This window comes from Mycobacterium ulcerans subsp. shinshuense (assembly GCF_002355775.1).
Lineage (GTDB): Bacteria > Actinomycetota > Actinomycetes > Mycobacteriales > Mycobacteriaceae > Mycobacterium > Mycobacterium marinum.
Genome location: NZ_AP017624.1, coordinates 252,422 through 272,734, shown reverse-complemented (window position 1 = coordinate 272,734; position 20,313 = coordinate 252,422). Strand labels below are relative to the sequence as shown.

13 protein-coding genes and 3 pseudogenes are annotated in these 20,313 nt (G+C 68.7%); 13 read left to right on the top strand and 3 right to left on the bottom strand.

The features are described 5' to 3' along the window. The first annotated feature begins 8 nt into the window (after window positions 1-8). The 3 genes and pseudogenes from fdnG (at window position 9) to nrfD (ending at window position 5,057) form a co-directional block, all read left to right on the top strand. Window positions 9-3,202: pseudogene (gene fdnG / locus SHTP_RS01220) on the top strand (formate dehydrogenase-N subunit alpha). Further along, window positions 3,199-4,089, top strand: coding sequence for a 4Fe-4S dicluster domain-containing protein (locus SHTP_RS01215; RefSeq protein WP_096369538.1), 891 nt, complete (start codon window positions 3,199-3,201; stop codon window positions 4,087-4,089). Before fdnG ends, SHTP_RS01215 begins: the two are co-directional and overlap by 4 nt. Then, complete coding sequence (nrfD, locus tag SHTP_RS01210) at window positions 4,086-5,057, top strand: NrfD/PsrC family molybdoenzyme membrane anchor subunit (protein ID WP_096369537.1); 972 nt, start codon at window positions 4,086-4,088, stop codon at window positions 5,055-5,057. The genes SHTP_RS01215 and nrfD overlap by 4 nt, the downstream gene beginning before the upstream one ends. A 10-nt stretch (window positions 5,058-5,067) precedes the next feature. On the opposite strand, the pseudogene SHTP_RS01205 reads toward nrfD, so the two are convergent. Then, a pseudogene (locus tag SHTP_RS01205) lies at window positions 5,068-5,517 on the bottom strand (GatB/YqeY domain-containing protein); the annotation flags it as partial. Window positions 5,518-5,659: 142 nt separating this feature from the next. On the opposite strand from SHTP_RS01205, the gene SHTP_RS01200 reads away from it, so the two are divergent. From SHTP_RS01200 to SHTP_RS01180, 5 genes are read left to right on the top strand one after another with little or no spacing between them, the layout of a single operon-like run. Then, window positions 5,660-6,859, top strand: coding sequence for a hypothetical protein (locus SHTP_RS01200; protein WP_096369535.1), 1,200 nt, complete (start codon window positions 5,660-5,662; stop codon window positions 6,857-6,859). 20 nt (window positions 6,860-6,879) lie between these two features. Continuing rightward, entirely contained in the window at window positions 6,880-7,530 is a 651-nt protein-coding gene (locus SHTP_RS01195) for a DUF4129 domain-containing protein (protein WP_011741896.1), read from the top strand. After that, on the top strand, window positions 7,530-8,669 hold the full coding sequence (locus SHTP_RS01190; protein WP_020726868.1) for a DUF4350 domain-containing protein: 1,140 nt from the start codon (window positions 7,530-7,532) through the stop codon (window positions 8,667-8,669). The genes SHTP_RS01195 and SHTP_RS01190 overlap by 1 nt, the downstream gene beginning before the upstream one ends. Beyond that, the gene (locus SHTP_RS01185; protein ID WP_096369534.1) at window positions 8,666-9,643 is read left to right on the top strand and encodes an AAA family ATPase; all 978 of its coding nucleotides are present in this window, start codon (window positions 8,666-8,668) and stop codon (window positions 9,641-9,643) included. The genes SHTP_RS01190 and SHTP_RS01185 overlap by 4 nt, the downstream gene beginning before the upstream one ends. After that, window positions 9,643-10,965 (top strand): DUF58 domain-containing protein, encoded by a 1,323-nt coding sequence (locus SHTP_RS01180; RefSeq protein ID WP_011741899.1) that lies wholly within the window; start codon window positions 9,643-9,645, stop codon window positions 10,963-10,965. Before SHTP_RS01185 ends, SHTP_RS01180 begins: the two co-directional genes overlap by 1 nt. A gap of 4 nt (window positions 10,966-10,969) precedes the next feature. On the opposite strand, the gene SHTP_RS01175 is transcribed toward SHTP_RS01180, so the two are convergent. Next, a complete protein-coding gene (locus SHTP_RS01175) occupies window positions 10,970-11,962 on the bottom strand; it encodes a stage II sporulation protein M (protein ID WP_096369533.1) in 993 nt (330 codons plus the stop codon). A 104-nt stretch (window positions 11,963-12,066) separates the two neighbouring features. Between SHTP_RS01175 and SHTP_RS01170 the strand changes: the two genes are divergently transcribed. The 3 genes from SHTP_RS01170 (at window position 12,067) to SHTP_RS01160 (ending at window position 16,455) form a co-directional block, all read left to right on the top strand. After that, entirely contained in the window at window positions 12,067-12,972 is a 906-nt protein-coding gene (locus SHTP_RS01170) for an RDD family protein (RefSeq protein ID WP_096369532.1), read from the top strand. 133 nt (window positions 12,973-13,105) lie between these two features. Next, entirely contained in the window at window positions 13,106-13,810 is a 705-nt protein-coding gene (locus SHTP_RS01165) for a PadR family transcriptional regulator (RefSeq protein ID WP_096372254.1), read from the top strand. A 158-nt stretch (window positions 13,811-13,968) separates the two neighbouring features. Continuing rightward, window positions 13,969-16,455: a PE family protein gene (locus SHTP_RS01160; protein ID WP_096369531.1), complete on the top strand. Its 2,487-nt coding sequence runs from the start codon at window positions 13,969-13,971 to the stop codon at window positions 16,453-16,455. A 7-nt stretch (window positions 16,456-16,462) separates the two neighbouring features. Here SHTP_RS01160 and glpK read toward each other — a convergent pair whose 3' ends face one another. Beyond that, window positions 16,463-17,989 (bottom strand): glycerol kinase GlpK, encoded by a 1,527-nt coding sequence (gene glpK, locus SHTP_RS01155; protein WP_096369530.1) that lies wholly within the window; start codon window positions 17,987-17,989, stop codon window positions 16,463-16,465. A gap of 134 nt (window positions 17,990-18,123) precedes the next feature. Between glpK and SHTP_RS01150 the strand changes: the two are divergent. Together SHTP_RS01150 and SHTP_RS01145 are read left to right on the top strand one after the other, a co-directional pair. Then, window positions 18,124-19,604, top strand: a pseudogene (locus SHTP_RS01150) (glutamate-cysteine ligase family protein). Window positions 19,605-19,614: 10 nt separating this feature from the next. Next, complete coding sequence (locus SHTP_RS01145; RefSeq protein WP_096372253.1) at window positions 19,615-20,313, top strand: class I SAM-dependent methyltransferase; 699 nt, start codon at window positions 19,615-19,617, stop codon at window positions 20,311-20,313.

Below are 20,313 nucleotides of genomic sequence, written 5' to 3'. Positions count from 1 at the left end.
TGACGCTGATGAGCCGAAACAAGGACGTCGGCAAGTTGATCCAGTCCTGGCCGATCTACCGGCAGCTCACCGGCGCCGATCCGCTGGGGCGCGGCCAGGCCGCCCAGTCCAAACGGTCCGCGCAGCTGCAACCACGAACCGCATCCGCCGACGAGGTCGCGCATTCGGTGTGCCCGTTCTGCGCGGTCGGCTGTGCGCAAAAGGTGTATGTCAAGGACGGAAAAGTCGTTCAGATCGAGGGCAATCCGGATAGCCCCATCAGCCGAGGGCGGCTGTGCCCCAAGGGATCCGCCAGCAAGCAGCTCGTCACCGGTGCGCAACGGGAAACCACGGTGCGCTACCGGCGCCGTACGCCACCGAGTGGCAAGACCTCGACCTCGGAACCGCCATGGACATGGTGGCCGACCGGGTGCTGGACGCCCGCAGCAAGGGCTGGCAGGACTTCGATGCCGACCGGCACACCCTGCGCCGCACCCTGGGAATCGCCAGCCTCGGTGGTGCCACCCTGGACAACGAAGAGAACTACCTGATCAAGAAACTCTTCACCGCGCTGGGCGTGCTGCAGATCGAGAACCAAGCCCGTATTTGACACAGCGCCACGGTTCCCGGTCTGGGAGCCTCCTTCGGTCGCGGCGGGGCGACGGACTACCAGCAAAACCTCGCCACTTCGGACTTCATCGTCATCATGGGTTCGAACATGGCCGAAGCCCATCCGGTGGGGTTCCAGTGGGTGATAGAAGCCAAGACACGCGGCGCCCAGGTCATCCACATCGACCCGCGCTTCACTCGCACCAGCGCGGTCGCCGACCGGCACGTGCCGCTGCGCGCCGGCAGTGACATCGCGTTCCTCGGCGGGGTGATCGACTACATCCTGTCCAACGATCTGGACTTCCGCGAATACGTGACCGCCTATACCAACGCGCCGTTCCTGGTCGACGAGGACTACTGCGACGCCGAGGATCTCGACGGTCTTTTCAGCGGTTACGACCACGCCAGCGCCTCCTACGATCCGGCCACCTGGCGGTACCAACCGGGCGATCACGCCGATCCGACGCTGCAGCACCCGCGCTGCGTCTACCAGATCCTCAAGCGGCACTACGCCCGCTACACCCCCGAGATGGTCGAGCGGGTCTGCGGGGTGCCAGCCCAGAGTTTCCTACAAGTAGCCCGGGCCTGGACGGAAAACTCCGGCCGGGAGCGCACCACCGCACTGGTGTACAGCGTGGGGTGGACCCAGCACTCGATGGGCGCCCAGTTCATCCGCGCCGGGTCGATCATCCAGCTGCTGCTGGGCAACATCGGCCGGCCCGGCGGGGGCATATTCGCCCTGCGCGGACACGCGAGCATCCAGGGTTCCACGGATGTGCCGACTCTGTTCAACCTGCTGCCGGGCTACCTGGACATGCCCTATGCCGGCCAGGCCACCCTGTCGGACTACCTGGACAACATCAAGAGCCGAAACCAAAAGGGCTTCTGGCACAACGCCGATGCGTACATGGTGTCCCTGCTCAAGGAGTACTGGGGCGAGCACGCAACCGCCGACAACGACTACTGCTTCGACTAACTGCCCAGGATCAACGGCGACCACAGCACCTACCGCACGGTGATGGACATGATCGACGGCAAGGTGTTCGGCTATTTCCTGCTCGGCCAAAATCCGGCCGTCGGATCCGCCCACGGCCGCATGCAGCGGCTGGGAATGGCCAACCTGGACTGGCTGGTGGTGCGTGACCTGGTGATGATCGAAAGCGCCACCTTCTGGAAGGAGGCGCCGGAGGTGGAGACCGGTGAGATCTCGCCGCAGACCTGCCGCACCGAGGTGTTCTTCTTCCCGGCGGCCTCCCACGTCGAGAAGGCGGGCACCTTCACCCAGACCCAGCGGATGCTGCAGTGGCGGGAGAAGGCCGTCGATCCGCCCGGCGACGCCCGCTCGGAGCTGTGGTTCTTCTACCATCTGGGCCGCAAGCTGCGCGAAAAGCTCTCCGGCTCAACCGATGAGCGCGACCGGCCACTGCTTCAGCTGGCCTGGGACTACGCCACCGAAGGCGACGAGCCGTCCGGTGCAGATGTGCTGCGTCACATGAACGGGATCGATCTGGGCACCGGCCGGACCATCGACGGCTACCCGAGTCTGAAGGCCGACGGCAGCACCGCCTGCGGTTGCTGGATCTACTCCGGTGTCTACGCCGACGAGGTGAACCAGGCGGCGCGGCGCAAACCGCGCGACGAGCAGCGCCCCTATGAGAACGAGTGGGGTTGGACCTGGCCGTTGAACCGCCGGGTGCTCTACAACCGGGCATCCGCCGACCCGCAGGGCCGGCCGTGGAGCGAGCGTAAGAAGCTGGTGTGGTGGGATGCCGAGCTGGGCGAGTGGACGGGCCACGATGTGCCCGATTTCGAAAAGCACAAGCCGCCGGGCTACCGCCCACCCGAGGGTGCCGTCGGCGTCGAGGCGCTGCGCGGTGATGACACCTTCGTCATGCAGGCCGACGGCAAGGGCTGGCTGTTCGCCCCCAGCGGCCTGGCCGACGGCCCGCTGCCGGCGCACTACGAGCCGCACGAATCGCCGGTACGCAACGCACTGTATGCCCAGCAGGGCAACCCGACGCGAATCGTGTTCGGGCGCGAGGACAACCCGTCCAACCCTTCCCCACCGGAAGCACGCGGCGAGGTGTTCCCGTTCGTCTTCACCGCGGCCCGGCTGACCGAGCACCACACCGCCGGGGGGATGAGTCGTCAGCTGCCCTACCTCACCGAGCTGCAGCCCGCGCTGTTCATGGAGGTGTCACCGGAGTTGGCACGCATGCGCGGGCTGACCCATATGGGCTGGGCGCACGTGATCACCAGCCGCACCGCGGTGGACGCTCGGGTGTTCGTCACCGACCGGATGCGCCCGCTGCGCATTGAAGACCATGTAGTGCAACAGGTTTGGATGCCATACCACTGGGGATACACCGGGCTGGTCGAAGGTGACGTGGTCAACGATCTGCTCGGAGTGGTCTTGGACCCCAACGTTTTCATCCAGGAGAGCAAGGTCGCCACCTGCGATGTCCAGCCCGGCTGGCACCCCCGCGGACCGGCATTACTGGACTACATCGCCGAATACCGCCGCCGGGCCGGGATTACCACGGAAACCGGCACGCATCTGGACACCACCCGCGACGACGGGATCGCGCACCCGGATCCGGAGGAAATCCCATGAGCAGCAACAGCTTCTACGGCCCGCTCGATGATCCCGCCGGCGACGCCGGGTACACCGACCATCCACCCCGAGTGGGATTCTTCACCGACACCTCGATTTGCATTGGCTGCAAGGCCTGCGAGGTGGCTTGCAAGGAATGGAACGAGGTTCCCGACGACGGCTTCAATCTGTTGGGGATGTCCTTCGACAACACCGGGATGCTGGGGGCCAGCACCTGGCGCCACCTCGCATTCATCGAACAGGCCCGCCCCCCGGTAGATCTCGGGGTTCCGAAGTTCGAGCGGCCCGGGCAGGCGAGCGGCCCGCAGGACCGCGCCGATTTCCGCTGGTTGATGAGCTCGGATGTGTGCAAGCACTGCACCCACGCGGGTTGTCTGGACGCGTGCCCGACGGGCGCGTTGTTCCGCACCGAGTTCGGCACGGTCGTTGTGCAGCGAGATATTTGCAATGGATGGGGCTACTGCGTGTCGGGCTGCCCGTATGGAGTCATCGAGCGGCGCGAGGGCGACGGACGGGCCTGGAAGTGCACGCTGTGCTACGACCGGCTGCGCGACGGTCTGGAACCGGCATGCGCTAAGGCCTGCCCCACCAACTCGATTCAGTTCGGCCCGCTAGAGGAACTGCGCGAGCGCGCCGCACACCGCGTCGAGCAGCTACACGACCGCGGGGTGCCCGAAGCCCGGCTCTACGGCCATGACCCCAACGACGGGGTCGGCGGCAACGGCGCCTTCTTTCTGCTGCTTGACGAGCCGGAGGTCTACGGGTTACCCCCGGACCCGGTGGTGCCCACCCGGGACACGCCGGCGATGTGGCGCTACGCCGGAATGGCGGCGTCGGCCCTGGTTGCCATCGCCGTGTCGGCGTTCGCCGGGCGAGGGCGGCCATGACGGGCGGCCGGGGCAGCCGGGAGCAGCTCGCGGTGCCGCGGGCGCAATTCCGTTCCTACTACGGGCGCCCAGTACTCAAAACACCCGCCTGGGAGTGGAAGATCGCCGCCTACCTGTTCTCCGGAGGCCTGTCGGCGGGTTCGGCGCTGCTGGCCGCGGGAGCCGATCTCAACGGCCAACCGGCACTGCGCCGGGTGAGCAGGGTCGGCGCCCTGGCCAGCATCGCGACCGGCTCCTACTTCCTGATCGCCGATCTGGGCCGCCCGGAACGGTTTCACCACATGCTGCGGGTGGCCAAGCCGAGTTCGCCGATGAGCGTGGGGACCTGGATCCTGGCCACCTACGGGCCCGGCGCCGGGCTGGCCGGGGCCGCCGAACTGATGCCGGCGCGGCTACGGCGCACCTGGCTCGGCGCGCTGCTGGCCCGGTTGGCCCGGCCCGCGGGCCTGTCGGCGGCCGCGGTGGCTCCCGGTGTCGCGTCCTATACCGCCGTGCTGCTGTCCCAGACGGCAGTCCCGGCCTGGCACGAAGCCCATCCGTACCTGCCCTTCGTCTTCACCGGCTCGGCCGCGGCCAGCGGCGGCGGATTGGGCATGCTGCTGGCACCGGTCGCCGAAGCCGCTCCGGCACGGCGGATGAGCGTCGCGGGTGCGGCGCTGGAGGTGGCGGCGTCGCGGCTGCTCGAGCGGCGGCTCGGCCTGGTCGGCGAGGCCTATACGACAGGGCCGGCGCACCGGACCCGCAAGTGGGCCGAATACCTGACCGTCGGCGGGGCGCTGGGCACGCTCGCCGCGGGCCGCAACCGCCTTGGCGTCGCGCTGTGCGGCCTGGCCCTGCTCACCGGCAGTGCGCTGCAGCGGTTCGGGGTGTTTGAGGCCGGGGTGGAATCCACCCGCGATCCCAAGTACGTGGTGGTGCCCCAGCGCGAGCGGGTCGACACCGGCCGGGCCGCGCGCGGCGGGAGTTGAGCCAGGCGCGCTACAGGCGTTCTTTGACCGCGGTGGAGAGCCGGGCGCCGTCGGCCTTGCCCTCGGCGATCTCGGTGGCGACCTTCATGACCATCCCCATCTGCTTCATGTGGGGCCGTTGTCCCAATTGCTCGGCCACCTGAGCAATTGCGGTGTCGACGACATCGGCCAATTCCGCCTCGGTGAGCGGAGTCGGCAGGTATTCGTCGATGATTCGTGCCTCGGCATGCTCGTTGCCGGCCATCTCGCCACGCCCGTTCTGGGTATAGATCTCGGCGGCCTCACCGCGTTTGCGGGACTCGCGGGCCAGCACCTTGAGCACCTCGTCATCGGTGAGCTCTTTGGCCTGCTTGCCGGAGACTTCCTCGGTTTGAATCGCGGCCAGCACCATACGCAACGTCGCTGTACGCAACTTGTCCTGCGACTTCATCGCCTTGGTCAGATCCGACCGGAGCCGGGATTAGCCGGGATTTAAGTTCCGCCATGGGAGAAACGCTACGCGCCAATGGGCGGGGCGCCCGACACTACATGCCTACATTGAGAATTATCCCAACCGCCGACAGGATGGAGCACATGACCATCGACGACAGCCGCTGCACCCGGTGAGCACGCTGCCGCCGCCGGGATATCCGGTCGAGCCGAATTCGGGAGCTCCCGGGTACGAAGCAGCCGGCTACCCGCCATCGGGGTATGCCGACCCACCGCCGGCCTACGGACCACCACCCGCCTACGGACCACCACCCGGCTACGGGCCGCCCCCCGGTTACGGGCCACCGCCCGGCTACGGGCCGCCGCCTCCGGGCTACGGGCCGCCGCTGGTTCCCGGCGCCGTAAAACCCGGGATCATCCCGCTGCGCCCCTTGACGTTGAGCGACATCTTCAACGGCGCGGTCGGCTACATCCGGGCCAATCCGAAAGCGACGCTCGGCCTGACCGCCATCGTCGTGGTGGTCATGCAGGTCATCACATTGCTCGCCACGATCGGCCCGCTGGAAGCCGCCAGTCGCTTCGACACTCACCCGTCCGAACTGAGCTGGGGCGTGGTGGGCGCGTGGACCGGCTCCGCGGCGGCCGGCCTGCTGGTGAGCTGGTTGGGTGGCATGCTGCTCAGCGGAATACTCACCGTCGTCGTCGGGCGGGCCGTATTCGGGTCGCCGATCACCATCAGCGAAGCCTGGGCCAGGGTCCGTGGGCGGATCCTGGCGCTGATCGGCCTGGCGCTGCTGGAAGGCGCCGGACTCGTTGCGCTCGCGGGCCTGGTGGTCGTCATCCTGGTCGGGGTGGCCGCCGCCGCCAACGGAGCGACCGCGGCACTGCTGGGCTTCCCGCTGGTGCTGCTGGTCGGGTTGCTGGTGGCCTACCTGTACACGGTGCTGATGTTCGCGCCCGTGCTGATCGTGCTGGAGAGGCTGCCGCTGGTCGACGCGATCACGAGATCGTTTGCGCTGGTAACCGGCGGCTTCTGGCGGGTTCTGGGCATCCGACTGCTGACCGCGATCGTGGTCGGCCTGGTTGGTGGCGCGATCTCGGCGCCGTTTGGCATCGTCGGCCAGATACTGCTGGGCGCCACCGCGAGCGAGGGTTCCACCGGTATGTTTCTGGTGGGCATGACCCTGTCGTCCATCGGCTCGGCGATCAGCCAGATCATTACCGCGCCATTCACCGCCGGGGTTGTCGTGCTGCTTTACACCGACCGGCGGATGCGGGCCGAGGCATTCGATCTGGTTCTGCAAACCGGGGCCGCCGGCGGCCCCGCCGCCGTGGAGTCCACCGACACCCTCTGGCTCACCCGGCCGCTCTAATGGACTCGTGAGGACGGACAGTGCCTTCCATCGACATCGACCGCGATGCCGCGCACCAGGCCGCACAGCGCGAACTCGATAAACCCATCTATCCCAAGAGTTCGTTGTCCCAGCATCTCAACGACTGGATCAACGAGTTGCTGTATCGGCTGCTGGAGAAGGGCTCGTCGGTGTCCGGCGGCTGGTTCACCATCACCGTATTGGTAATCCTGCTGGTGATCGCCGTGGTTGTCGCGATCAACATCGCACGTCGCACCCTACGTACCAATCGCGGCGGCGATTACCAGCTCTTCGATGCCGGCCAACTCACCGCCGCCCAGCACCGGGCCACGGCGCAAGGTTATGCCGCCGACGGCAATTGGGCCGCGGCGATCCGGCACCGGCTGCGCGCGGTCGCCCGCGAATTGGAGGAGACCGGTGTGCTCAACCCCGCGCCCGGGCGCACCGCCAACGAGTTGGCCAACGATGCCGGCGATGTGTTGCCGTATCTGGCCGGCGAATTGGCGCAGGCGGCGGCCGCCTTCAATGACGTGACCTACGGTGAGCGGCCCGGCACCGAAGCCGCCTACCAGCTGATCGCCGACCTCGACGACCACTTGCGCTCACGTTCCACCGCATCGCCGAGCGTGGGGCGACCCGCCCCCAGCGACTCCTGGGCGCAGGTCCGGTGATGCCCGCACGCGCCGAGTCGGCGCACACCCCCAGCCGGAAACGCAAACCATGGCGTGGCGTGCTGCTCACCCTGGCCGCGGTCACCGTCATCGCCTCGATTGCCACCTACCTGACCGCGCCGCGCCCCGGCGGCACGATGGACCCGGAATCGACCAGCGGCTCGGGTGCTCGTGCGCTGGTGACATTGCTGCGCGAAGGTGGGGTCGAGGTGGTGGTCGCCAACACCGTCGCCGACGTCGAGAACGCCGCCCGCGCCGACACGCTGCTACTGGTGGCGCAAACCCAGTATCTGGCCAACAACGCCCTACTCAACCGGCTCTCACGCGTCCCCGGCGACCTCTTGCTGGTGGAACCCACGGCGCGCACCCGCAGGGTGCTGACGCCGAAGCTGCGCGTCGGTGCCGCAGAGACGCTCGCCATCCGGCCAGATTGCCCACTGCGTGAAGCTGATCGAGCCGGCACGGTGCGTTTTGGGCCGAGCGACGCGTATCGGGGCAAGGGCGAACTCGCGATGATCAGTTGCTACGGCGGGGCATTGGTTCGCTACCAGGACGTCGGGCGAACCGTCACCGTGGTGGGCAGCAATCACTTCATGACCAACGACGGATTGCTGGAGCAGGGCAATGCGGCGCTGGCGATGAACCTGGCGGGCGCCCGGCCCCGTCTCATCTGGTACGCACCTCACCTCGTCGAGGGTGAAACATCATCTCCCAGTTCGCTTTCCGATCTCATCCCGGCCAACGTCAGCTGGATCGTCTGGCAGCTGTGGCTGGCCGTGATCTTGGTGGCGCTGTGGAAGGGCCGCCGGATGGGCCCCCTGGTGGCCGAGGAGATGCCCGTGGTGGTGCGGGCATCGGAGACGGTCGAGGGGCGCGGCCGGCTGTACCGGTCCCGTCGGGCCCGCGATCGCGCCGCGGATGCGCTGCGCACCGCGACATTGCAGCGGCTACTACCCCGACTCGGCATCGGCTCCAGCGCGGACCCGCAAGCGGTCGCGATCACCGTTGCCCAGCGCAGCGGCGCCGACGCGGGATACGTCTGGTATCACCTGTTTGGCCCCCCACCGGCGGACGACCACGATCTACTGCAGCTTGCCCGCGCACTCGACGACATCGAAAGGCAGGTCACTCACTCGTGACACATCCGGCTCCCACCCAGTCCCCGACCACGGATCCGGCCCGCGAAGCATTGCTGGGATTACGTGCCGAGATCGCCAAGGCCGTGGTCGGCCAGGAGGGGGTGATCAGCGGCTTGGTGATCGCGCTGCTGTGCCGGGGCCACGTGCTCCTGGAAGGCGTCCCCGGGGTGGCGAAGACGCTGATGGTCCGCGCCCTGGCCGCCGCACTGCAGCTGGAATTCAAGCGGGTGCAGTTCACTCCCGACTTGATGCCCGGCGACGTCACCGGTTCCCTGGTCTACGACGCGCACAGTGCGGAGTTCGCCTTCCGCCCTGGCCCGGTGTTCACCAATCTGATGCTCGCCGACGAGATCAACCGCACCCCGCCCAAGACGCAGGCGGCGCTGTTGGAGGCGATGGAAGAGCGCCAAGTCAGTGTGGAGGGCCAGGCCAAGCCGCTGCCGGACCCGTTCATCGTGGCCGCGACGCAGAACCCCATCGAATACGAGGGCACCTATCAGCTGCCCGAAGCCCAGCTCGACCGTTTTCTGCTGAAGCTGAACGTGGGTCTGCCCTCGCGGGAGTCCGAGATCGCCATTCTCGGCCGCCACGCACACGGCTTCGATCCCCGCGACCTGTCCGCGATCAAACCGGTGGCCGGCCCGGCCGAGCTGGCCGCCGGGCGCGAGGCCGTCAGCCGGGTGCTGATCGCCGACGAGGTGCTGGGCTACATCGTGGACATCGTGGGAGCCACCAGGTCCTCCCCCGCCCTACAACTGGGTGTGTCACCGCGTGGCGCGACCGCACTGCTGGGCACCGCCCGATCTTGGGCGTGGCTATCCGGACGCAACTACGTGACCCCCGATGACGTGAAGGCCATGGCTCGCCCGACGTTGCGCCACCGGATCATGTTGCGCCCGGAGGCCGAGCTCGAAGGCGCCACCCCCGACGGGGTCCTAGCCGGAATTCTGGCCTCGGTTCCGGTGCCCCGCTAGTGATCCTGACCGGACGAACCGGACTGATGGCGCTGATCGGCGTGCTGCCGATCGCGCTGTCCCCCTGGCCGCCACGGGCTTTCGGAATGCTGCTGCTGGCATTGGCGGTGGCGGTGGCCATCGACGTCGCGCTGGCGGCCAGCCCCCGCAAGTTGAGCTACACGCGCGGCGCAAACAGCTCGATCCGGTTGGGCCAGCCCGCCGATGCCGCCCTGGTGATCCACAATGTGGGGCGCCGCCGGTTTCGCGGCCTGGTCCGCGACGCCTGGCCGCCCAGTGCGCGTGCCCAGCCCCGCACCCACCCGATCAATATCGCCGCCGGTGAGCGCCAGCAGGTGAACACCGCGCTGCAACCGGTGCGCCGCGGTGACCAACACTGCGCCGCCGTCACAGCCCGCTCGATCGGGCCGCTGGGCCTGGCCGGGCGGCAGCGTTCCCAGGTGGTGCCGGGCCAGGTCCGGGTGCTGCCGCCGTTCCTGTCCCGTAAACACCTGCCGTCGCGGCTGGCCAAGCTGCGTGAGATCGACGGATTGTTGCCCACGCTGATCCGCGGGCAGGGCACCGAATTCGATTCGCTGCGTGAATACGTCGTCGGCGATGACGTGCGGTCGATCGACTGGCGCGCCTCCGCACGCCGCGCCGACGTCATGGTCCGCACCTGGCGCCCGGAGCGCGATCGACGCGTGGTGCTGGTGCTCGACACCGGGCGCATGGCGGCGGGCCGGGTTGGCGTGGACCCGACCGACGCCGATCCCGCGGGGTGGCCGCGACTGGATTGGTCCATGGATGCCGCGCTGCTGTTGGCCGCACTGGCGTCGCGCGCCGGCGATCACGTCGACTTCCTCGCCCATGACCGGGTGAGCCGCGCGGCGGTGTTCGGCGCATCGCGCACCGAACTGTTGGCCCAGCTGGTCGACGCGATGGCCCCGCTGCAGCCGGCGCTGGTCGAATCCGACTGGCGGTCAATGGTTGCCACGATTGCGCGGCGGACTCGCCGGCGCTCCTTGGTGGTGTTGCTGACCGACCTCAACGCGACGGCCCTCGACGAAGGCCTGCTGCCGGTGCTGCCGCAGCTATCGGCCAAACATCAGGTCGTGGTGGCCGCGGTCGCCGACCCTCGGGTCGATCAACTGGCCATCGGGCGTTCCGACGCGGCGGCAGTGTATGACGCGGCCGCCGCCGAACGCGCCCGAAATGACCGGGGCACAATCGCCGCTCGCCTGCGCCGCAGCGGCGTGGAGGTCGTCGACGCGCCGCCCACCGAAATTGCGCCGGCACTCGCCGATCGCTACCTGGCGATGAAAGCGACCGGCCGGCTGTAGGGGTTCAGCTGGTGGGCACCACGTCGGGTGCGTCCTCGATATCACCGGTCTCTCCGGCTTTGGCCGCGCGGCGGCCGAAGTAGACGATGTAGCCCAAGAACGCCGCCTCGGCCATGACGCCGATGGCGATCCGGACGAAGGTCGGCAACGGCGCCGGCGTCACCATGGCCTCAATCAGCCCGGATACCAGCAGCACACCCACCAGACCCACGGCAACCGACACCACCCCGCGGCCCTGCTCGGCAAGAACCTGCCCGCGCGGCCGGTCGCCGGGCGCAATCACCGACCAGCCCAGCCGCATCCCAACCGCACCGGCCAGGAAGACCGCCGTCAACTCCAGCAATCCGTGCGGAATCAGCAGGCCCAACAGCACCCCGCCCTTGCCGGCCGCAAACATCAGGCCCGCGATCATTCCCACGTTTGCCGCATTCTGAAACAGCACCAGCGGGATGGGCACCCCCAACACCACCGACATCGCAATGCACTTGGCGGCCACCCAGGAGTTGTTCACCCAGACCTGCAGCGCAAACGCGGTCGCGGGGTGGTCGCTGTAGTAGGACTCGACGTCGTGGGTGACCAATTCGTGGATCTCAGCGGGGGTTCCGATGACGGACTGCACCTCGGGGCTACCGGCAACCCAGAACCCGACGAGCGCCGCCACCGCGAAGAATGCCACCGCCGTCGCCAACCACCAGCGCCAGGCACGGTAGGCCACCACCGGTAAGGACACCGTCCAGAACCGAACAAACGTGCTGCTCAGCGGCGAGTGCGCACCGGTGACCGCGGCGCGGGCACGCGCAACCAGACTCGGGAGCCGGCCGGTCACCAACGGATCCGACGACACCGACCGCAGTATCGACAGGTGCGTGGATACCCGCTGATAGAGCTCAACGAGTTCATCGATCTCGGCGCCGGTCAGCGAGCGACGTTTTTTGACTAGGTGGTCGAGCCGGTCCCAGGTGGCGCGGTGGGTCAGCAAGAACGCGTCGACATCCACCTGCGCAGCCTATCCCGCCGGGGGTTCGCCCAGGTCACGGCGGGCATCCGGCGCGACACCGGCAGCCATCCCGCGGGATCGGGCTGCCTGTACCGTTCCCAGGTATGTCGGAGGTGGTAACCGGGGACGCGGTGGTGCTGGACGTGCAGATCGCCCAGCTGCCGGTACGCGCGGTGAGCGCGATCATCGACATGACCGTGATGTTCATCGGCTACATCATGGGGTTGACGCTGTGGGCAGCCTCGCTGAGCGAACTCGACGAAGCATTGACCATCGCGTTCCTGATCATCTTCACGGTGCTGATGCTCGTCAGTTATCCCGTGATCATGGAGACGGCGACCCGGGGCCGTTCGTTGGGCAAGATTGCCATGGGCCTACGCGTGGTGTCCGATGACGGCGGCCCAGAACGCTTCCGCCAGGCACTGTTTCGCGCGCTGGCGGCGGTGGTGGAGATCTGGATGCTGCTGGGCAGCCCGGCCGTGATCTGCAGCATGCTATCGCCGAAAGCCAAACGTGTCGGTGACATCTTCGCCGGCACAATCGTCGTCAGCGAGCGCGGCCCCCGGCTGGCGCCACCGCCGGCCATGCCACCGACCCTGGCCTGGTGGGCATCGTCGCTGCAGCTCTCCGGCCTCAGCGCGGGCCAGGCCGAGGTCGCGCGCCAATTCCTTTCCCGAGCGCCACAACTGGATCTGCGGTTGCGCCACCAGATGGCCTATCGCATCGCCGGGGACGTGCTGTCCCACATCGCCCCACCACCGCCTCCGGGCACGCCTCCACAGCTCGTGCTTGCCGCGGTACTCGCCGAGCGACACCGCCGCGAGCTGGCCCGGCTGCGCCCCGCGGGAGCAGGCGCACCCCCGGGATGGCCGCCGCAGACCCCGCCGGCTCCGGTCTGGTGGCCCGGCCAGCCCGCGCCCCAGCCCCTAATCCAGCCCCCGTTCGCACCCAACCCGGCCCCGAGCCCGCCGCAGGGCCCCGTCGGCGGCGGGTTCTCGCCACCGAGCTGACGACGCGCGCAATCCAGATCGACCGGCCGATCCGGGCATTGTCTTACGTTCGATCCCGATATATCGTGATGTGTATTCGATATACCAGTCGTCCATCGTGGCGACCTTCCAAAAGACACGTAAGGAACACAACATGAACAACCTGTTCACACCCCCCGGCGGACCGTTCGGCCCGCGACCCGGGTTCGGCTTCGGACCCGGACCGGCACAGCGGCGTGCCCTACACAGCGCCAGGCGGCACGCCCGGCGCGAATTCTTCGAACACCTCCGCGACCACGACGCCGACCATGACGGACCGCTCGCGTTCGGCGGCGGGTTCGGCCCCGGCTTTGGCCCCGGGCTCGGTTTCGGCTTCGGCCCCGGTGCCGCACGAGGCGGTGGGCGCCGCGGCGGCCCCGGCCGTGGACGGCGCGGTGACGTGCGCGCGGCCATCTTGGTGCTGTTGAGCGAACAGCCCATGCACGGCTACGAGATGATCCAGCGGATCGCCGACCGCAGCAACGGCCTGTGGCGCCCCAGCCCCGGCTCGGTGTATCCCACCCTGCAGTTGCTCGATGACGAGGGCCTGATCGCGGCCAGCGCATCCGATGGCAGCAAGAAACTTTTCGAGCTGACCGAACAGGGACGCGAGGCCGCCGACAAGATCGAAACCCCACCGTGGGATGAAATCGCCGAAGGTGTCGCCCCGGCACACATCAACCTGCGCACGGCGATGCGCCAGCTGATCGGCGCGGTTATGCAAACGGCCCACGCCGCCAGCCCCGAGCAGCAGCAACGCGTCATCGACATCATCAACAACGCGCGCCGGGAGATCTACGGCATTCTCGGCGAGGAGTGATCACTACCATCCGGTTGGTTACTCAATCAACTTAAATATCGCAAACATCTATGAAAACCGGGATTCCCAACCCAGATCGGATTACGTCTGATTCGCTGACTGTAACGCGAATGATTGGGCGCCAGTTAGGTCGTGCGCCCGTTTGGGGAGGGATTCACTTGTCCTACGTGATGGCGGTTCCCGAGATCATCGAGGCCGCGGCCACGGACCTGGCCGCGCTGCGCTCAACGCTCAGCGCGGCCAGCACGGCCGCGGCCTCTCAAACCACGCAGATCGTGGCGGCAGCCGAGGACGAGGTGTCCGCGGCTATCGCGACCGTGCTCTCCAGCCACGGCCAGGGCTATCAGGTGCTCAGCGCGCGGGCTCTGGAATTCCATACCCGGTTGGCCCAAGCGCTGTCCGCAGGCGCGGGCGCCTATTCCGGAGCGGAGGCCAGCAGCGCCGGATTGCTCGCCGCGGTGAACGAGCCCATTGCGGCGTTGACCGGCCGTCCCTTGATCGGCAACGGCGCCAATGGGACCCCTGGCCTGGGTACCGATGGGGCGCCTGGCGGCTGGCTGATCGGTAACGACGGGGCCGGCGGGTCGGGCGCCGCGGGTTCCGCCGGCGGGGCCGGCGGGGCGGCCGGGCTGATCGGCGCCGGTGGCGCCGGCGGGGCCGGCGGCAGCTCAACGGGTGGCGCCGGCGGCACCGGCGGCGCGGGTGGCGCCGGCGGATGGCTATTCGGCCCGGGCGGGGTCGGTGGGGCCGGCGGCAGCTCCAGCAGCGCCGGCGGCGCCGGAGGTGTTGGCGGGGCCGGCGGGCTCTTCGGCGGCGGCGGGCTCGGCGGGGCCGGCGGCGCCGGTGTCAATGCGAGCGGTGGGGCCGGTGGCGCCGGTGGCGCCGGCGGGGCGTTGGCCGGGTTTCTCGGCGCCGGCGGCGGCGACGGTGGTGCCGGCGGGACCGGCGTCAATCACGAGGGCGGCGCCGGCGGCGCTGGCGGGGCGGGCGGACTGATCGCCGGTACTGGCGGCAACGGTGGGGCCGGCGGCACCGACGCATACAGCCGAGGCGGGGCCGGCGGGACCGGCGGAACAGGCGGCACCGACATGTCTGACAGTGGGGGCACCGGCGGGGCCGGCGGCAATGCCGGGCTGCTGTTCGGCAGCGGCGGGGCCGGCGGGGCGGGCGGCGCGGCCGTCGCCCTCAACGACGTCGGAGGTGCCGGAGGAGCCGGCGGCAACGCCGGGCTGTTCGGCAACGGTGGGGTCGGCGGAGTCGGTGGCGTCGGCGCCGGCGACGGCGGGGCCGGGGGCCGGGCCGGCCTGGTGATCGGCAACGGCGGCGCCGGTTGCGCCGGTGGCGAGAGCTTCGGTTTCGGTGCGGGCGTCGGTGGAGCCGGCGGCAACGGCGGCAACGGCGTGCTGATCGGCAACGGCGGCAACGCCGGCACCGGCGGCACCGGCCTGAGTACCGGCAGCACGGGCGCCGGCGGGATCAGCGGCCTGCTGCTGGGACTGGACGGCTTCAACGCACCGGCAAGCACTTCGGCACTACACAACCTGCAGCAACAAGCCCTCGGCGTGATCAACGAGCCCACCCAGGCGCTCACCGGGCGCCCACTGATCGGCAACGGCACCCCGGGTGCGGCCGGAAGCGGGACCGACGGCGCACCCGGCGGCTGGCTACTCGGCGACGGCGGCGCCGCCGGTTTGCTGGGCACCGGCGGTACGGGCGGGGCGGGCGCGCGCCTCGCGGGTGGCGCGGGCGGGACCGGAGGGGCCGGCGGAGCCGGCGGCTGGCTACTCGGTGACGGCGGAGGCGGCGGAGCCGGCGGAGGCGGCGGAGCCGGCGGAAGCGGCGGAGGCGGCGGCGCTTCGGTAGGTACCGGCGGAACCGGTGGGGCCGGCGGACTATTGAGCGCCGGCGGCGCCGGTGGGGTCGGTGGGGCCGGGTTCAACGACGGGGGCGACGGCGGAGCCGGAGGAAGCGGCGGGCTGGTCGGCGGGCTGGTCGGTGCCGGCGGTGGCGCCGGCGGCAACGGCGGGGCCGGCTTTGGCGGCACCCCCGGTAACGGTGGGGCCGGCGGCGATGCCGGCCTGCTCGGCGGACCGGGCGGGACCGGTGGGGCGGGCGGCTACAACACCAGCGGACCCGGGGGCAACGGTGGGTCCGGCGGCAACGCCGGGACGTTGTTCGGCAGCGGCGGCGGCGGCGGGAACGGCGGATCCGGCTACAGCGGAATCGGCGGGGCCGGCGGGACCGGCGGCAGTGCCGGGCTGGTGTTCTCCGACGCCGGCGCCGGCGGGTTCGGCGGATTCGGGTCCACGGCCGGCGGGACCGGCGGGACCGGGGGCAACGCCGTGTTGCTGGGCGGCGGCGGAGCCGGCGGTGCCGGCGGAATCAGCTTTACCGGTGCCGGAGGCCAAGGCGGGGCGGGCGGCACCAGTGGGCAGTTGTCAGGCAACGGCGGCAGCGGAGGCACCGGTGGCGAGGGCGACTACGTCGGCGGCGCCGACAGCGGCGGGGCCGGTGGGGCCGGCGGCAACGCCGGATTGACCGGTGACGGTGGCAACGGCGGCAGCGGCGGCACCCCGGGCAGTCCCGGCGGCGGCGGCACCGGCGGAGCGCTGATTGGCCAAGACGGGCTCGACGGCTCGCCGTAACCGGCCGCTAGGACACGTCGACCCAGTCCATGGTCCGCTGCACGGCCTTGCGCCAACCGGCATATCCGGCGGCGCGCTGGTCATCGGTCCACTGCGGCGTCCAGCGCTTGTCCTCTTGCCAGTTGGCCCGCAGGTCCGACGGATCGGCCCAGAAACCGACGGCCAGCCCCGCCGCATAGGCGGCGCCCAGCGCGGTGGTCTCGGCGACCACCGGCCGCACCACGTCCACCCCGAGCACGTCGGCCTGGATCTGCATGCACAAGTCATTGCTGGTGATGCCGCCGTCGACCTTGAGCACCTCGAGTCGCACGCCCGAGTCGGCTTCCATGGCGTCCACCACATCGCGGCTCTGGTAGCAGATCGCTTCCAGCGTCGCGCGAGCCAAGTGGGCGTTGTTGTTGAACCGCGACAGCCCCACGATCGCCCCGCGCGCATCGGAGCGCCAATACGGTGCGAACAGGCCCGAGAATGCCGGCACGAAGTACACCCCGCCGTTGTCGGAGACCTGCCGGGCCAGCGCCTCGCTCTGCGAGGCGCCACTGATGATGCCCAACTGATCGCGTAGCCACTGCACCGCGGAGCCGGTTACGGCTATCGACCCTTCCAGCGCGTACACGGGTTTGGCATCGCCGAATTGGTAGCACAGGGTGGTCAGCAGGCCGTTGCTGGATCGCACGATGGTCTCGCCGGTGTTCAGCAGGAGAAAGTTGCCGGTGCCGTAGGTGTTTTTCGCCTCGCCCGCGTCCAGACACACCTGGCCGACCATGGCCGCGTGCTGGTCGCCGAGCATGCCGGTGATGGGTACCTCACCGCCGACCGGACCGGTGTCCTGGGTGATGCCGTAGGGCTGCAGCGGCGACGACAGCTCGATCGCGGGCAGCATCGCGCGGGGGATGGAAAAGAATGACAGCAGCTCGTCGTCCCAGTCCAGGGTTTCCAGGTTCATCAGCATGGTCCGGCTGGCGTTGGTCACATCGGTGACGTGCACGCCGCCGCGCGGGCCGCCGGTCAAGTTCCACAGCACCCAGGTGTCCGGGGTACCGAAGAGGGCATCACCGCGTTCGGCGGCGGCGCGCACCCCGTCGACGTTCGCCAGAATCCACTGCAGCTTGCCGCCCGAAAAATAGGTCGCCGGGGGCAATCCCGCTTTGCGGCGGATCACGTCACCGCGACCGTCACGGTCTAGCGCTGAGGCGATGCGATCGGTGCGGGTGTCCTGCCAGACGATCGCGTTGTAGTAGGGCCTGCCGGTTCGCTTGTTCCACACCAGCGTGGTTTCACGTTGATTCGTGATTCCCAGTGCGGCAATATTTTTCGGCGACAAATCGGTGGCGTTGAGCACCGACATCAGCACCGAGGCGGTGCGTTCCCAGATTTCCACCGGGTTGTGTTCCACCCAGCCGGCGCGGGGCAGGATCTGCTCGTGCTCGAGTTGGTGACGGGCGATCTCGGCGCCTTGGTGGTCGAAGATCATGCAGCGAGTGCTGGTGGTGCCCTGGTCGATGGCTGCTACAAAGTCGGGGGAATCGGCCACTGCTCTCCTCGGGTGACATCGAACACTGGATGTAATCGTCCATGATGGTCTATCGGGGCCTCGGCCCGGCCGAAGACCGGTGGTAAACGGGCTGACACTTGCGCTGCAGACGCTAAACCGGTTGCATCGGCCTAGTGGGCGAAGAGGTCAAGCGCACCACGTATGACCGCGCACACCGGCGGAAATACCGGCGCAAACTGCAACTATGTGTCGACGTCGTCGAGACGATGCTGGCACAGAGCGGCTTCGATGACGACGAAGCGCTCACCGGCATGGAGATCGAGTGCAACCTGGTCGACGGCGACTATCAGCCCGCCATGTCGAATCGGTATGTGCTGGACGCGATCGCCGACCCGGCCTATCAAACCGAATTGGGCGCGTTCAATATCGAGTTCAATGTGCCGCCCCGGCCGCTTCCCGGCGATACCGGCCTGCAGCTGGAAAAGGAGGTAAGGGCCAGCCTCAACGCTGCCGAGCAGAAGGCGAACTCCGGCGGCGCCCACATCGTGATGATCGGCATTCTGCCCACGCTGATGCCCCGGCACTTCGCGCAAGACTGGATGAGCGAATCGACCCGCTACAGCGCACTCAACGACTCCATCTTCGATGCCCGCGGCGAGGACATCCCGATCAATATCTCGGGCCCGGAGCCATTGAGCTGGCGGGCGGCATCCATTGCCCCCGAATCCGCTTGCACCAGTATGCAATTGCATCTGCAGGTGTCGCCCGACGATTTCGCGCCCAACTGGAATGCGGCCCAGATGCTGGCCGGGCCGCAGCTGGCGCTGGGCGCCAATTCACCCTATTTTTTCGGCCACCAGCTGTGGGCGGAGACGCGGATCGAGGTTTTTACCCAATCCACCGACACCCGGCCGGAGGAGCTCAAGACGCAGGGGGTGCGCCCCCGGTGTGGTTCGGGGAACAGTGGATCACCTCGATCCTTGACTTGTTCAAGGAGAACGTCCGCTACTTTCCGTCGCTGCTGCCCGAGGTGTCCGACGAGGGTCCGGTCGCCGAGCTTGCGGCCGGCCGGGCCCCGCAACTGGCCGAATTGCGCCTGCACAACGGCACGGTCTACCGCTGGAATCGGCCGGTGTATGACGTCGCCGACGGGCGGCCACATCTGCGGTTGGAGAACCGCGTGTTGCCCGCCGGACCGACCGTCATCGACATGCTGGCCAATTCGGCGTTCTACTACGGTGCGCTGCGCACCTTGGCCGAGGCCGACCCCCAACCGTGGACCAAGATGAGTTTTGCTACCGCACAAGACAGTTTCTTGACCGCGGCCCGCTATGGGATCGACGCCCGGCTGCACTGGCCGGGATTGGGTGAGGTGACGACACAGCAACTGGTGTTGGGCACGTTGCTGCCGATGGCACATGAAGGACTGCAGCGATCCGGTGTCGCCGACGAGGTGCGGGAGCGGTTCTTGGGCGTCATCGAAGCCCGCGCCGAGAGCCGCCGCAACGGAGCGAGCTGGCAGGTGGCCACCGTGGCCGCGCTGCAGGACCGGGGGATGAACCGCGATGATGCGCTGGCCGAAATGCTGCGCCGCTATTGCGAACACATGCATGCCAACGAGCCGGTACATAGCTGGCCGATAGAGCGCGAGTAGGTTGGCAATCATGACTTCTCCGGTGATGGACTGGGACGACGCATACCAGCAGCAAGGGGCGTTCGAGGGTCCGCCGCCGTGGAATATCGGTGAACCACAGCCCGAACTGGCGGCGTTGATCGCGGCCGGAAAGATCCACAGCGACGTGCTCGATGCCGGCTGTGGGTACGCCGAGTTGTCGCTGGCACTGGCCGCCGAGGGGTACACGGTGGTGGGCATCGACATCACACCCACCGCCATCGCGGCGGCTACCAAGGCCGCGGCCGAACGCGGATTGGGCAACACCAGTTTCGTGCAGGCCGACATCACCGACTTCAACGCCTATCCGGCCGGCTCCGCCGGCCGATTCGCCACGGTGATCGACAGCACCCTGTTTCACTCGCTGCCGGTGTCGGGGCGCGACGATTACCTGAAATCGGTGCACCGCGCCGCGGCCCCCGGGGCCAGCTATTTCGTGCTGGTGTTCGCCAAGGGCGCCTTCCCGGCCGCGTTGGAGACCAAGCCCAGTGAGGTCGACGAGGACGAGCTGCGGGCCGCGGTGGGCAAGTACTGGGAGATCGACGAGATCCGGCCGGCATTCATCCACGCCAACGTGCCGGTCATCCCGCCGCTGCCAGCTGGATCGCCAATCGAGTTTCCGCCGCACCAACGAGACGAGAAGGGTCGGATGAAGTTTCCGGCCTACTTGCTCACCGCGCACAAGGCGTGA

Coding starts and splice junctions, on each gene's coding strand:
- nrfD (WP_096369537.1), top strand. CDS start 4,086: ATGACGGGCGGCCGGGGCAGCCGGGAGCAGCTCGCGGTGCCGCGGGCG.
- SHTP_RS01170 (WP_096369532.1), top strand. CDS start 12,067: ATGTCGGAGGTGGTAACCGGGGACGCGGTGGTGCTGGACGTGCAGATC.
- SHTP_RS01165 (WP_096372254.1), top strand. CDS start 13,106: ATGAACAACCTGTTCACACCCCCCGGCGGACCGTTCGGCCCGCGACCC.
- SHTP_RS01145 (WP_096372253.1), top strand. CDS start 19,615: ATGACTTCTCCGGTGATGGACTGGGACGACGCATACCAGCAGCAAGGG.
- SHTP_RS01190 (WP_020726868.1), top strand. CDS start 7,530: ATGCCCGCACGCGCCGAGTCGGCGCACACCCCCAGCCGGAAACGCAAA.
- SHTP_RS01215 (WP_096369538.1), top strand. CDS start 3,199: ATGAGCAGCAACAGCTTCTACGGCCCGCTCGATGATCCCGCCGGCGAC.